The 15,675-nt window shown below is 27.4% G+C and carries 14 protein-coding genes; 2 read left to right on the top strand and 12 right to left on the bottom strand.

Features of this window, described 5'->3' with window-relative positions:
- Positions 1-17: 17 nt before the first annotated feature.
- The 8 genes from JJC01_07020 to JJC01_06985 all read right to left on the bottom strand — a co-directional run bounded on the left by JJC01_07020 (position 18) and on the right by JJC01_06985 (position 9,050).
- Positions 18-1,331 (bottom strand): amino acid permease, encoded by a 1,314-nt coding sequence (locus JJC01_07020; protein UDN59599.1) that lies wholly within the window; start codon positions 1,329-1,331, stop codon positions 18-20.
- 236 nt (positions 1,332-1,567) lie between these two features.
- Positions 1,568-2,905: a CCA tRNA nucleotidyltransferase gene (locus JJC01_07015; GenBank protein ID UDN59598.1), complete on the bottom strand. Its 1,338-nt coding sequence runs from the start codon at positions 2,903-2,905 to the stop codon at positions 1,568-1,570.
- Between the two features lie 160 nt (positions 2,906-3,065).
- Entirely contained in the window at positions 3,066-4,910 is a 1,845-nt protein-coding gene (gene lepA, locus JJC01_07010) for an elongation factor 4 (protein ID UDN59597.1), read from the bottom strand.
- A gap of 243 nt (positions 4,911-5,153) precedes the next feature.
- Positions 5,154-5,402, bottom strand: coding sequence for a hypothetical protein (locus JJC01_07005; GenBank protein ID UDN59596.1), 249 nt, complete (start codon positions 5,400-5,402; stop codon positions 5,154-5,156).
- 29 nt (positions 5,403-5,431) lie between these two features.
- Positions 5,432-6,439: a stage II sporulation protein P gene (locus tag JJC01_07000; protein ID UDN59595.1), complete on the bottom strand. Its 1,008-nt coding sequence runs from the start codon at positions 6,437-6,439 to the stop codon at positions 5,432-5,434.
- A gap of 17 nt (positions 6,440-6,456) precedes the next feature.
- Positions 6,457-7,407, bottom strand: coding sequence for a GPR endopeptidase (locus tag JJC01_06995; GenBank protein UDN59594.1), 951 nt, complete (start codon positions 7,405-7,407; stop codon positions 6,457-6,459).
- A 302-nt stretch (positions 7,408-7,709) separates the two neighbouring features.
- Positions 7,710-8,495 carry an alpha/beta hydrolase gene (locus JJC01_06990; protein ID UDN59593.1) on the bottom strand — a complete coding sequence of 262 codons (786 nt, stop codon included), beginning with the start codon at positions 8,493-8,495 and terminating at the stop codon, positions 7,710-7,712.
- A gap of 33 nt (positions 8,496-8,528) precedes the next feature.
- Positions 8,529-9,050: a helix-turn-helix domain-containing protein gene (locus tag JJC01_06985; protein UDN59592.1), complete on the bottom strand. Its 522-nt coding sequence runs from the start codon at positions 9,048-9,050 to the stop codon at positions 8,529-8,531.
- Between the two features lie 541 nt (positions 9,051-9,591).
- On the opposite strand from JJC01_06985, the gene rpsT reads away from it, so the two are divergent.
- On the top strand, positions 9,592-9,858 hold the full coding sequence (gene rpsT, locus JJC01_06980; GenBank protein ID UDN60140.1) for a 30S ribosomal protein S20: 267 nt from the start codon (positions 9,592-9,594) through the stop codon (positions 9,856-9,858).
- Positions 9,859-10,048: 190 nt separating this feature from the next.
- On the opposite strand, the gene holA is transcribed toward rpsT, so the two are convergent.
- The 4 genes from holA to JJC01_06960 form a co-directional block, all read right to left on the bottom strand.
- Positions 10,049-11,092: a DNA polymerase III subunit delta gene (gene holA / locus JJC01_06975; GenBank protein UDN59591.1), complete on the bottom strand. Its 1,044-nt coding sequence runs from the start codon at positions 11,090-11,092 to the stop codon at positions 10,049-10,051.
- Positions 11,055-12,356 carry a ComEC/Rec2 family competence protein gene (locus tag JJC01_06970; GenBank protein UDN60139.1) on the bottom strand — a complete coding sequence of 434 codons (1,302 nt, stop codon included), beginning with the start codon at positions 12,354-12,356 and terminating at the stop codon, positions 11,055-11,057. The genes holA and JJC01_06970 overlap by 38 nt, the downstream gene beginning before the upstream one ends.
- Before the next feature lie 108 nt (positions 12,357-12,464).
- Entirely contained in the window at positions 12,465-13,649 is a 1,185-nt protein-coding gene (locus JJC01_06965) for a GNAT family N-acetyltransferase (GenBank protein ID UDN59590.1), read from the bottom strand.
- A gap of 8 nt (positions 13,650-13,657) precedes the next feature.
- Positions 13,658-14,563: a DUF2156 domain-containing protein gene (locus JJC01_06960; protein ID UDN59589.1), complete on the bottom strand. Its 906-nt coding sequence runs from the start codon at positions 14,561-14,563 to the stop codon at positions 13,658-13,660.
- 186 nt (positions 14,564-14,749) lie between these two features.
- Here JJC01_06960 and JJC01_06955 point away from each other — a divergent pair, with 186 nt between their 5' ends.
- Positions 14,750-15,586, top strand: a complete 837-nt coding sequence (locus JJC01_06955) for an MBL fold metallo-hydrolase (GenBank protein ID UDN59588.1) — start codon at positions 14,750-14,752, stop codon at positions 15,584-15,586.
- Positions 15,587-15,675: the final 89 nt, after the last annotated feature.

Raw genomic sequence — 15,675 nt, 5'->3', positions numbered from 1 at the left:
CAACTTAAAATAAATGACTATTTTTTCTTCATATAATAATAAACTGGTAATCCAAGTAGGGTTATAAATATACCACCTAAAGATACTGCTGTTGAAGTCAGTATTTGATTTATTATTACAAATAATCCACCTAATATAGCTATAATTGGTATTATTGGATATAAAGGAACTTTATACGGTCTGTGTAAATCTGGTTGTTCTCTTCTAAGCCTTATAACTCCAACAAAAGTCAATACGTAAAATACCCATATTGAAAATATAGTTAAATCTGTCAAAAGATTAAATTGACCAGATAAGGCATATATACATGCTAATACAGTTATGAGCAGTATTGAATTTACAGGAGACCCACCAGAATTTACTTTTAATAAAACCTTAGAAGCAGGCAAAGTTCCTTTTTCAGCTAATGTATATGGTATTCTTGACCCTGTTAATAAATATCCATTTAATGTACCAAACACTGATATTAATATACCCACAGTTATTACTTTTCCACCTAAATTTCCAAATAATTTTTTTGCAACTAATGTTGCTGGTGAAGTAACAGTTGCTAATTCACTTGCTGGCACAACCCAAAGATATGCTACATTTATTATAATATATATTGCCATAACTAATGATAGCCCACCAACTATTGCTCTTGGTAAATCTTTTTCTGGAGATTTCATCTCTCCTGAGATAGCACCGACATTTATCCATCCATCATATGCAAACAACGTTGCTATTAATACTTGTCCAAGTGCACTTGATACATTAACTCCATCACCTACAAATGGATTTAATATCTCACTACTTTGGCCTTTAATAAATCCAAATATTATTATTAGAGCTAATGGTATCATTTTTCCAATAGTAGCTACTGTCTGAACTTTTCCTCCCAATGATGAGCCTATTATATTAAGTAATGATAAAAACAGTATTACTCCAATTGCTATTGGAAGCACAACTGACATATTGTTTGGACTCATATTTAAAAGTTCAGATGCTTGTTGAGCAAATATTACCCCTAATGCTGCTGACGTACCTGGAAAAAATAATACAGTTTGCATCCATCCAGTTAAAAATCCTAATTTTTCTCCATATATTTCTTCAATATAAATCATCATACCACCAGTTTTTGGGATAGCAGCTGATATTTCTGTAGCTGTAAGTCCAGCTGTTATTGTTATAAATCCACCTAAAAGCCATGCTATAATACCTAGTCCTGGAGCTCCATTAGTTGTGGTATATATTGCCTGTGGCTTAAAAAAAACTCCTGAACCTATAACCATACCTACAACAGTAGAAAGAGCTGCTGAAAGACCAATAGTCTTTTGTAGTTGAGTACGCATGATGTCCCTCCTTACTGTTTTATAAGTGCATAAAATATTAATTTTATAAATTTATGGTTTTAGTATTCCCAAAGTTTTTTTTTATATTAACTTACTAAATTTATATTAATTTGCTATACATTTAAAATTATAGAATACCAACCTTCATAATTTCAACCTTTAAAGACTGTCTATTTTTTTAATGTAAATTATATTTACTATCTTAAATTAATTAAATTAAAGTTTAATCTTTTAACTTAAAATGTGTATATATCTAATACTTTTCCTTTTAAAATTTCTTTTTCATTTAGTTCTGGATTATTAATAACAATTTCAAGCATCTTATTTAATAGATACCCTATATCTTTACCTGGTTTAACACCTATAGACATTAAATCGTTTCCATTAATAGCTAAGTCTTTAATATGAAAGCATTCATTTTGACTTATTATATGTTTAAATTCCTTTTCACTCTCAATAAGGTTTAATATTTTCTGTTTTGCATATTTTGGGTTTTTAGCAAGTGTGTCAGCCCAATTAACCTTTATTAAATCTTCAAATAGTTCAACATCTCCAAGTTTATTTAATAACTTTTTAATAATTTTTCTTTTTGGTTCTATTCTATAATCATGATATTGTATTAATATTAAAACTTTATTAATAGTATAATTATCATACTTAAGTCTCTTCAAAATTTGCTTTGCTATTTTGACAGACTCCCTACTGTGACTATAAAAATGGTCAATTCCATTTTTATCTGTCGTTTTAGTAATTTTTTTACCCAAATCATGAAATAACATTGTAAGCTTTAGATATAATTCATCTTCAATTACTTCAGTAGCTATCAATGTATGTTTTCCAACATTATAAATATGATATGGATTATTTTGAATAACATCTTCTAAGTCACATATTTCAGGAATTATAAATTTTAATAATCCTGTTGAAATTAATAAATTTAACTTAGATGAATCAGATATTAGCATTTTATTGAATTCTACTTGAATTCTTTCCATAGACACACATTTTATTAAATCTGCGTTTCTGTAGATACTTTGTTTAGTATCTTCAGCTATTTTAAAATTAAGCTGTGCAGAAAACCTAATCGCTCTAAGCATTCTAAGTGCATCTTCTTCAAATCTATCTACTGGATTTCCAACGCAACGAATACACTTATTTTGTATATCCTCACAACCATTAAATGGGTCAACTAATCCAGTCTTTGAATTGTATGCAATTGCATTAACAGTAAAATCTCTTCTTGACAAATCCTTAACTATATCATTTGTAAATTCTATTGAATCTGGATGTCTACCATCACTATAACTTCCATCTATTCTATATGTTGTCACTTCAAATGGCTCATGTTCAATCATGACTGTTACAGTACCATGTTGTATACCAGTTGGAATAGTCCTTTCAAATATCTCTACCACTTTTTCAGGTCTTGCACTAGTTGTTATATCCCAGTCATTTGGAATTTTTTCTAATAAACAATCCCTCACACATCCTCCAACTACATATGCCTCATAACCATTCTTTTCTAATTCTTTAATTATATAATCCACTTTTTTAGGAATTTCTATATTAGTCATAAATATCACCTTTTTTATTTTTTCTTTAATATACTCTTACTTATATTCTCTATGTGTTTAATTAAAATATACCACAAAAAAACTAGATTAATTTAGAAATAATTCTAAAATCACTCTAGCTTTTAAGTATATTTATCTAAATTTATAAAAATTTAATAAATTATTCATCCAACTTAAGTACAGACATAAATGCTTTTTGAGGAACTTCAACAGAGCCAATTTGTCTCATACGCTTCTTACCTTCTTTTTGTTTTTCAAGAAGTTTCTTCTTACGAGATATATCTCCACCATAACATTTAGCAAGTACATCTTTTCTTAAAGCACTTATTGTCTCTCTTGCAATAACCTTATTACCAACAGCAGCTTGTATAGGTATAGCAAATTGATGTCTTGGAATTTCTCCTTTTAATTTCTCACACATTGCCTTTCCTCTAGGGAAAGCACGAGTTTCATGTACAATAAAACTAAGTGCATCAACTTGCTCTTTATTAATTAAAACATCAAGTTTTACAAGAGTAGATGCAACATATCCCTTAATCTCATAATCAAGAGAACCATATCCTCTAGTTCTTGATTTTAAGGCATCAAAGAAATCATAAACAACTTCATTAAGAGGAAGGTCGTAATGAAGCATTACTCTTCTCTCATCTATATATTCCATGTTTAACATATTTCCACGTCTTTCCTGGCAAAGTTCCATAACAACACCTACATAATCTTTAGGAACTATTATATCTCCTTTTACTATAGGTTCTTCTATCATTCTTATCTCAGCTACTTCTGGCAAATTTGCAGGATTTTGTATCATTACAACTTCTCCGTCAGTTTTTGTAACTCTGTATATAACAGATGGTGCTGTAGTTATTATATCAAGATTAAATTCTCTCTCAAGTCTTTCTTGCATTATTTCCATATGTAAAAGACCTAAAAATCCACATCTAAACCCAAACCCTAGTGCTGCTGAAGTTTCAGCCTCATATTCAAGGGCAGCATCATTTACTTGTAATTTTTCAAGAGCATCTCTTACATTTTCATATTTTTCACCTTCTCCTGGATATATACCACAATATACCATTGGAGTAGCTTTTTTATATCCTGGTAAAGGTTCTTCTGTAGGATTATTTGAATCTGTTATTGTATCCCCTACACGACAGCTTCTTATGTCTTTTATACTAGCAGCAATATAACCAACATCACCTGCTGATAATTCACTAAGTTCAGTTTGCCCTGGAGCCATAACACCAACTTCAGTTACTTCAAACTTTTTCTTAGTATTCATCATTTTTATTGTCATACCTTTTTTAACAGTTCCTTCAAACACTCTAACATAGGCTACAACACCTTTATAAGCATCGTAATAAGAGTCAAATATTAACGCCTTTAATGGTGCTTCATTATCTCCTTTAGGTGCAGGGACATTTTTTACAATATCTTCTAAAACATCTTCTATATTTAAACCTGTTTTAGCTGAAATAAGAGGTGCTTCACTTGCATCAAGCCCTATTATATCTTCAATTTCATGTTTTACTTCATCTGGTCTTGCACTTGGTAAATCTATTTTATTTATTATTGGTAATATTTCTAAATCTTGGTCTATTGCAAGATACACATTAGCTAAAGTCTGTGCCTCAACACCTTGTGCTGCATCGACTACCAATAATGCTCCCTCACATGCTACTAAACTTCTTGATACCTCGTAATTGAAGTCTACATGTCCTGGTGTATCTATAAGATTTAAATAATATTCATTTCCATCCTTCGCCTTATACATTAATCTTATATTTTGAAGCTTTATAGTGATTCCTCTTTCTCTTTCAAGATCCATGTTATCAAGTAATTGACTCTTCATGTCTCTTTCACTGACAAGCCCCGTTTGTTGTATTAATCTATCAGCTAAGGTAGACTTTCCATGGTCTATATGTGCAATTATACTAAAATTTCTAGTTCTACTTTGTTTATTGTCCACCTTAAATTCCCTCCTCTTGATTATTCTTATAGTTATCATTTTATATTATATAAAAACTTTTTATATATCAAATTTTAAATTTTTGAATATAAACTAATTGGCATTAAACAAAATTATCCACATTATATGTGGATTATCAAGTCTAACACTAAATATTATATAATATCATAAACTTAAAGTAAATCCTATAAAATATAGTTAATGTGTTTTTATTTTATACAATTAAAAATACATAACTAAAATAAGGCTTATTTTAATCAATAAACCTTATTCACTTATTTCCTACTTATTAAATTTTTCAACGATTTTGTGTATATCAAAATCTGGTATATCAAACTTTGTAATATCAAATTTAATACTTGAGAAATAATTATGTTGTTTTATTCCCAACATACTTTTAGCATTACTATCAACTATAAATACACAAATGGATGTCCCTATAATCATAATAACTAAAAATATAATTCTCATAATATACTTATATTTTCTTTGTTTACTTTTACCTTCTATATTTCTTTCTAATCGGCTCATTCAACATGCTCCTAATTACACTAAACAATCTAATTTTTTTGTTTAAAATATTCATCTAAAATTTCAGCAAGATACTTTGTAGTAGCCTTAGATTCTTCTATACTCGTTGCATTATTTCCAATTTCTATTAACATGTGATTTTTAACTGCAAATTGATTAAATCTAGCATAGTCTTTTTCTACTATTGGAGACACCAAGCCTGGATATTTCTTTTCAGCAAAAGCAGTTATATCATCTGCTAAAGCTCTAAGTTGTGCTTTATTTTCATTTTTTCCTCCTACAACAAAGAAGAATTTAGATACTCTCTCTCCATTTATCATAGTTGTATATTTCAAATGGTCTTTTTCTTTAGTGGCTGGATTAGTTAAATCCCTAGCATCCCTATGTAAATCTATTGCTATGTCCACTGTATTATATTTAGGGAGTATACTTTTTATTGTTTTTAAACTACTTGCATAAGAGTTATTATAAGATGGATAGTCATGGTATTTAGTAGTATGGACTACACCCCATCCCTTACTGTCTAAAGCACTAGTTAATGCATTTCCTACTTCCATTACTGAATTTTTCTTATCTCTTGAATGATAATTTCCATCAGGTGAGTTTGAATAAGTTTCACACCCATGAGTATGATATATCAAAATTCTTGGATTTTCTTTAGTCACTCTTAAGTCATCTTTATACTCTGCACTAGATGCAGTACTAGTTTCAGTTGTATCTGAGTTTTTTGACTCAATATCTGGAACATTTTCTTTACCAACATAAAGTTTTATATATTCTTTTTCGCTTTCTTTCTTATTGTCGGCTTTACTTACATCCTCAGATTTTTTATTTTCATCTTTACTTTCTTTACTTGCTTCTTTATTTTTATCACTCTTTTTATTTTCTGTATTATTTCCTTCGACTTTAGCTTCTGGATAAGATGAATTTACTAAAAACTTTAAAAAGTCATCTTGATTTAAAGCCAATGATTTTCCTGGTAAAATGCATGCTAATATAAAAGTCAAGGTTACTACTTTAATGCATTTTTTAAACATATTTGCTCCTCCTTATTTTACAATCTACCTGGATGTAAAGATCTATTCAGACCTTCACTTATTATTATAGATAGATTTTCAATTGTATCATCTATATCTTTTGGTGTTACGATTAAGTTCTTATCATATGGATCTAACGAATCTTTTATTAGATGATATTTTTCTTCCTCTTTAAGTTTTTTCAACATATTATAAAAACTTTCTGTTTCTTCTGATTGAGATATTAAATTATCTATTGCCATATCCAAAACATCTATAGTAAGAGTTGCTGCGTCAACCACAGTTGGAACTCCTATTGCAATAACATCCACTCCTAAGGTTTCTTTAGTGAGAGATTTTCTTGTATTACCAACACCTCCACCAGGTGATATTCCTGCTGTTGATATTTGTATAGTAGAGTTTACTCTTTCCATTTTTCTTGATGCTAGTGCATCTATTGCTACTACTCTATCTGGCTTAACTTTCTCAACTAGTGACTTCACTACTTCACTAGTTTCTATCCCAGTAACACCCATAACCCCTGGACTTAGAGCTGATACCTCAGTAAAATCATCATCATAATCCTTGTTGTAATTTTTAAAGAGATGTCTAGTTACTAGTGTTTTAGATACACTTTTGGGACCCAATGCATCAGAAGTAATATTTCTATTTCCAAGACCAATTACTAGTGTCTTTTTATTTTTGTCTTGTCCAAATACATCTACTAATTCATCTTTTAGATAATTTATCATCTCTTCTCTTGACTCATCATCATCAAACTTCATAAGATTACTTTCTAGGGTTATATACTTTCCTATATCTTTGTTCATTATCTCTGAACCTTGTTCATCTATTACTTCAACTTTTGTTACAACACAATTTTCTAATTCTTTAGTTTCTATTTCCACCCCAGGAATACTACTTCCTTCTTGAGATTTTTCACACATTTCACTAGCTTCTAAAGCCAAATCTGTTCTTACATTAATCATATAAACCTCCAGTATAAATTAAATGCTAATTATAATTGTTAACAAAATTTAGTATTTTATAACAAAAAACTATAAATTTATTTAAAACAAGTAAAATTAAGGCTTTCAATGTAAGAAAATTGAGTTTGGTCAGTAAATAGTCAGTAAACTTCCTTAACTATCATCTATTTACAAATATAAAAAGGTAGCAACTATTTATATAGGCGCTACCTTTTAATCTATTTATCAATTTCATATTATCAAATTCCTGTCAAATTTTCATTCATTATACATTTCTTTTTATCAAAATAACTTTATAATTTCTATATCATTTCATTCTGTTGAAAAAATGGTTCAGTAATCTCCAACCACTCATTTGGCAAATAAATAGCTAGATAACCATGATTATATCCCTTAGCTTCATAAATTTTACAAGAAGGTACATAAGACTGAAACATCTTTGCAGAGTTTTTTACACATTTCATTTCCTTTTCACCATACCAATACATCACTTGTGCTGTAGTTTCTCTTAAACTCTCCTTAAGTGTGTACTTCATCATATAAGTACGATACATAGCATAGAGTGTTTCTTTTCTGACATGTGGCATATCTTTCATATAATAGTTCTTAATTTCATCTGGATATTGCATGTTTTTTGGAAATAATTTTGACATTATAGCAATTTGAAATCTACAAGCTTTTTCACTAAATAAAAGTCCTCTAAAAAATCGAATCGACATCATACAAGCTCGTGCCATATTGGGTCTAGGATAGCAAATACTGCCATCAATAATTGCCTTTTCAGTAATATCTGGTTTTCGAGATAAAATCTCTATAACAATCTGTCCACCAAGAGATACTCCACACAGAGAAAAAAGATGACCACCACATTCTTCATCTATATATTTCATCAATTTATCTGCTGTATCCTCTGTAGAAATATATGTAGTCTTGTATTCTTCTCCATGACCATCCAGTGTAGGAAGTATTACATGATAGTATTCAGACAATACTCGTGCTTGTCGTAAATAATTCCACCATGCATTCCCACCTCCATGAATCAGCATGATATGTGGATTGTTTTTATTCCCAAATTCATGAAAGTTCATATATAATACCTCCTTATAAAAACAAAATGTTTGTTATTTCTTCTTCTCATCATTTTTTGCAGGTGGAGAAGATATAATTGAGAGTTTTCGGAGTTTTAAATCTGATTTGGGTTCTTGGTCTATGTATGGCTTCAATAAATCAACTATACTTTGAAGAAGATTTTCATATTCTCTATCAGTTATATATAACAATGCTGAAGTGAAAAATACATTGTCTTTCTTATGGTCTTGATTTTTTAAACTAAAATATTCATTCATTTCTTGCATCAAACCCATATGAAATGCTGTAGAGAGTGAAACAGATGCATCTACTTCCATATCCAAAGCATATTCCTTTAATGAATAAATTTTTTCAATTGTACCACGTACACGATTTTCTTTAACTACTTCAATCATATTGTTATCTTCCAAAATTTTAACATGGTGGTAAACTGTTGCACGAGGAATATCACTTAGATACTTCACAATATCAGATGTACGAACACTACCATGAATTCTGATATACTGTAAAATTTGGAGTCTAGCTGGATTTAAAATTAGTTTTGTTGTATCCACTTTATCAATCCTTTCTTTAATCCATAAAATTATTATAGTCTAATTTTTTAGACTATACAAGAGTATGATATAAAACTATTAAACAGTCAACAGTAATAAAAATAGCGATAGTATAGTTCTGCTTATCTGCGACAATAAAAAAATTACCTTTAATTAATAGAAAAACTTTCATATTAACCATATAAATTCATATTTTTATAAAATTTATTACTAAGTCCATAAAAATGAGTAATTTCTTGTATTATCTTATAATTATTGGAAATACTATCAAAATGTATGTTAATAATTTGTATTATTTCAAGATATATGTTACAAAAATAAAATATTAAATTGTATCTATTAAAATATTTAAAGAACAAAATATATCAACATAAAAACAAAATATTTCAAATTATTTATACATAATTTATAGTCTAAAAAATCAAAACAAAAAACATTATTAAAATATATAAATAATAATCCTTGATTTTTAGATTTATTTCTGTTAAAATCTAATATGTTGACGATGAATATGAGAAAAAAATACAGGGAGGTGAACACGGTGGCAAATATAAAATCAGCTAAGAAAAGAATAAGTGTTATCGAAAAGAAAACTGCTTTAAATAGAGTTAGAAAATCTCAAATAAAAACTGCAATAAGAAGATTCGAAGATGCTGTTGCAGCTGGAAACAGAGAGGATGCTGTTGTTAAGTTCCAATACGCTCAAAAAAGAATATACCAAGTAGCTTCTAAAGGAACTATACATAAGAATGCTGCAGCTAGAAAAGTAGCTAAATTAGCTCAAAAGTTAAACGGTATGAACGCTTAATTACCAGTTTATATTTCTTATATATAATAACCCCTATGTAGGGGTTTTTTATTTTGGAAATTTATACAATAAAAAATAAATAGTTAGACATATTATAGTAGATTATATACTCTTAGACTCAATCTAGCCTACTTGTACTTTGAACTATAACATATCTTGCTATTTATTTTTTATTAATGTATAATTTTTTTTACACTGCTTGTCTTTTACAGTATCTACTAACCAACATTTCTACTGCTAAGGTATCCCTTATAAGACCTGTTTTTATTTTATAATCACTTTCTAATATATAGTTTAAAATTTCTATGATTATATCATCAGAAAAGTTCTTAGCCTGCTTTAATGCTTTTCCTATTACAAATTGATGAATTTTTAATTTATCTGCTATAAGTTTTGCTGAGTATCCCTCTAATTGTAATTGTCTTACTTGCATAACTATTTTAAACTGTCTAGCTATCATAGAAAATATACCTAAAACAGATTCGCCCTCCTGTATCATATCATTCAATATTTTCATTGCATTAGAAGCACTTTGCTCTCCAATATAATCAATTAACTTAAATATATCATTTTCAACCTTTTTAGGAGATAATTTATCTATTATATCATTAGTTACACTATTTCCCTTTCCAACAAATGAGCTAATTTTATTTATCTCGTTTTCTAAGTCTGATAAAGTCTTTTCACTACTTTTATCTCTATATCCTTCTTGTTCAATAAAATACATTATCTGAGAGTTTTCTATTATAACTTCATTTAGAGCAAAAGATTTTTTTATCCACTTAAATAAGTCCATATCAGAAAGCTTGTCACAGTTAAAAACAATTCCATTATTACTTATCTTTTTAACTAAAGATTTTCTTTTGTCAATATCTCCGTATACAACAAAAACTATGGTAGTAGTGTCTGGAGTATTATCTAAATGCTCTATCAAGTATTTTTCGTCACTATCTGTAAAATTCTTTTTCTTTCCTTTTAGTAACTCAAAGTCTTTTACTATTACTATTTTTCTATCATCCATAAAAGGAAGTGTCTCTATAGAGCTTATAAGCTGATTTAAGACTATTTCCTTTCCATCTATTATATCTAAGTTAAAATCGAGCATTCCTTCGTTTAAATTCTCTTTAAAGACTTTTATTGCATTTTCTATTAAATAATACTCTCTGCCATAAAAAAGATACATTTTCTCAAGTTTTTTATCTTTTATATTCCTTATAATATCCTTGTAATCCATTTTCTTGCTCCTTTATCTCTTTTCCTTCTATGTAAAATATGTAAAAAAATACTCCTATGTAATAAATCACTACAATATAAAGTTTAGGGTTATCTATATCAATATATGTAAAATTTAAATTGCTGAGTTTCTCTAGTAAAAAAAATATGATTTCTATCAATGTACTGTTAAATAAAGCTATTATTTTAGCTATTACTACACTTATTTTAAATATTATTAAACTTGCAATACTCAAATACATTATTATACCTATAAATGGTACTATGATTAAATTTCCTATGATTGAAACCAATGGTATACCTTTAAATGTATAATATATTATAGGCAAGGTTAATATATTTGACGATATTGTCAATGATACCATACTTAATTTTATAATACTATTTATTTTATTGTAAAATATTAGTATAGAGAATGTAGCTAAAAAAGATAATTGAAAACTTACATTATATATAACATAGGGGTTATTTATAATTAAAACTATCCCTATTAGAGACAGTGTTGATATTCCATCCTTTTTTCTATTAATAAAGACTGATAAATAGAAAACCATAACAAATGTTATAGACCTAATTATAGATGGAGACGCACCTACCATTATACAATATAAAGATATAAAAATCGACAATATTAATAATTTATACAATTTATTTATACCTCTTAATAAAAAAGCAATTACAACACATAGTATGCCTGTATGAAGACCAGATATAGATATTACATGGCTAGTTCCTGTTCTGGTGAACATTTCTTTTTGCTCATCTGTCAGATTTTCAACTTCTGCTAACAATATAGAATTTATAAAATCCGAATTTTTCTTATATAAATATCTATACGTTTTATTTATGTAAAACTTTACTTTACCTATTAAGTCATATATTTTATTCTTACCAATAATTTTATAGCTATTTATATATATTATACCTTTATATCCAGTGCTTTTTATATACCTTCCATAATCAAAATCTTCATATTTCATTTTAGCTAAACTTTTAAATTTGCCTGTAATATTAACTTTCTGACCAATTTTCAAATTTTTAGTTCTTGTGTAATCATTTATTAAGAAAGCGCCTACTTTATACTGATTATATCTAGGCTTTTCAAGTCTTCCTTTAACTGTTCCTTGTATAGTTATTATCTTATCATTAAATTTTTCATCCTCTTTCTTCTTATTTGTGATAATAAAAGATACAGCTATCACAAATATTAATATAATTAGTAAAGGTCTTCTTATTTGAATCATAATCACTCCTCTATAAAACATATTATTTAGATTATTTTCAAATAAATATTTTTTAAACAAAAGAAATTATTCTATAAACAAAAGAATACGTCAAAAGATTTATTAAAATCTTTTGACGTATTTTCATTTCTATATATATTCATTTATATAATTATCTTTTTTAGAAAAAATGCAATTAAGTATTTCTATTGTTTTTTTTGAAATACCCTTTATATTATTTAATAAAAGTGCTTCTTCAATGTCTATATAAGAAAATGCCAATTGTGTTAAAGCATTTATATCTAATTTAATATCAAAACACTCTTGAAGCTCATCTGTACATTCTTTATTTAATTTTTCTAACATTACTTTTTTATTTTGTATAGATATTTTGAATAGTCCATTATTCTCTTCTATATATTTATCTTCTATATATAATTTTATAGAGCCATTAATATCCTTATCAATATCTATATCTTCAATAAATTGCTTTACATTTATAACTCTTCCCATCATAAAAGGTTTTATTTTTATCTCACAGTCTTTAGGATTGTCTAATATAAACCTTATCTTATCTATCATAGGAGTAGCTATAGTAACTATCTTACATTGAGTATTGTGATTATATATAAATTTAAGCATTGATTTAAGGGCATCTATGTTTTTATAAAATAGCTCTCTGACAAACATTTTATCTCCTTGAAGAAAATAAATTACATATCCATCTTTTTCACTATCTTCATGGATATATAAATGTCCATCTTCACTTTGGATTTCTTTAAATAAGTTTTCATAATAATGTTCATCTTTTAACACATTACCATTAACCTCATTTAAAAATACTTTATCTATTTTAATTAAATCATCAATTTGTGATAAATTAGCTTTTATCATTTTTCCATTTGCCTTGAAAGTTTTTAAATCATCTGTTTTGATAGTATATTCAATTTGGTCATAACAATGCTCATATCCAAACCTTCTATAAAGTCTATAATCAATTGGCATTAATATAGATACTAGTTGTCCTTTCTTATACAACTCATTTAAAGTAAATTTAATAACTTTACTCATATAGCCAGTTCCTCTCCCCTCAGGAAGTGTGGAAACCCCTACTACATACGATGTATTGTATACCTTACTATTTAAACTTAATTTATACTGGTTTAGCTGAAGAGAGGAAACAATTTTTCCTTCATCTAAAGCTATTACAGTATTTTCATATTTATATTTATCATTAAAATAGTATTTCATAAAACTTTCACTATCATTAAAGCAATAACTCCATATTTCTTTTATACTTTCTATTTCTTCTTCTTTAGCATACCTAATCTCCATATAGTTTATTAAGCCTCCCTAACACTGTACTTTTCAACAAATCTACAAGGGTGGTAAGAAAGTTTAGCTTTTCTCAGACCTTCAATACCTAAGTCTTCTTCTCTATTTACAAACTCAACATCTTTAAATTCACTTACTAAAAATTGTTGGTTTATAAATGGATATAAACCTCTTATATCTGGATTGGCTTTTTCTATATGAATTAATGCCATGTTTTTATTTAAAAGCTCTCCGATACTAAATGCTTCTAATTTTCCATCCACATATACACCAAATACTTTTACTTTATCTTTTAAAATATCATAATTGTTAAATATCTTTTTGATACCAACTAATTCATCATCCATACTTTCATCAAATTCGTTATTTTCTTCTTTGTTACTTTCCCATTCTTTCATTAATACTAAACATTCATTGAAGTTTTCTTTATCTAATAATCTTGCTTCATATCTACCTGCATATTCTTTTAAGAAATAATTTATATGATTTCTCTTCTTTTGATTCTTTTTACCTGCTAGCGTTCTTAAACTTTCTGCATCATAGATATAATCAAATAAATCTCTTTCTTCTATATACTCAAATCTATTTGGGTATTTTTCTTTTAAAAATTCTACCACTTCAGTAGTAATACCTCTTAAGTATATTTTTTTGTTGTTATGTGAAAAATACTCAAGTACAAAATCTACAACTTCTGGAAGTTTGTCTTTTTTAGCAAGTGGTAATATTGAGAAACTATCTCCTTCATATTCACCAACTAAAACAGCAAAATCTTCACCTATATAGTATCCTGTCTTATAAACATGTTGCCACATATATAAAGTACTAAAACAGTACTCACAAGCTTCATAATCTACTAAATCAAAATAAGGGTCTAGCTCCTTTTTTGAATTTAGTTCAATATCTTTGAAAAACATAAAATCCTCCTACCTTTTTATTGCTTAATTTTTTAAAATTTTATTTTGTATCTATAAAAACTCCAATTTAGTTATGGTATTAATTTCACTTATATTGTCTAAAATATAAAATAGGATAGTTCCCATATATCTTATATTACCCATCATAAAATTATATAAACATGTAATGACTGGAGTGATTTTTTATTGAGAAATAAAATTTTTTTATTAATACTTATTATAATATCACTTTTAAGTGCTTGTGACAAAAAATCTCTACTATCTATACATATGATAGATGTTGGACAAGGTGATAGTCTTTTAGTTCAAACACCTACAAAGAAAAATATATTAATTGATGGAGGTGATGAAGATAGTGGAAATATAGTTACTAGTTACTTGAAACAAAAAAGAATAAAAACCATTGATATAATAATAGCTACGCATCCAGATTCAGACCATATAGGAAGTCTTGATAATGTCATAAAAAAATTTAATGTAAACTCCATCTATATGCCTGAACAATCAACAGAAAGTGAAGCTTATCAAAATCTAATAAGTTCTTGTAATGATAAAAACCTATCTATACAGTATCTATACAGAGATGATGTTTTAAATATCGATAACAATATAAATATATATGTATTAAGTCCTTCATATATACAGGAAGAACCTAATTTAAACTCAATAGTTTTTAAATTAAATTTTAATGACACCTCATTTTTATTTATGGGCGATGCTGAAGAAGCAATTGAAAAAGAAATTTTACATTATTTTAAATTAGATAACATCAATTTTATAAAAATCGGTCATCATGGAAGCAATTCATCAACTACTTTAGAATTTATTGAAAAAATTCATCCAGATATAGCCGCAATATCGTGTGGATATAAAAATCAATATGGACATCCTCATAAGGAAGTTATCAATAATTTAAAACAAAACAATATATCAATTTATAGGACAGATAAAATGGGTGATATTGTTTTTTATAGTGATGGTAAAATGATATTTACAAAACACAAATATAAAATAGACACTTAACATAAGAAATAAAACTGTAACTACATAACAGAACTAGGCTAAAAGTATCAACATAAAATGGTTTTATATTGATGCTTTTAGCCTTTAAA

This window comes from Clostridioides sp. ES-S-0010-02, from assembly GCA_020641055.1.
Lineage (GTDB): Bacteria > Bacillota > Clostridia > Peptostreptococcales > Peptostreptococcaceae > Clostridioides.
This window is presented reverse-complemented; position numbering and strand designations above follow the sequence as displayed.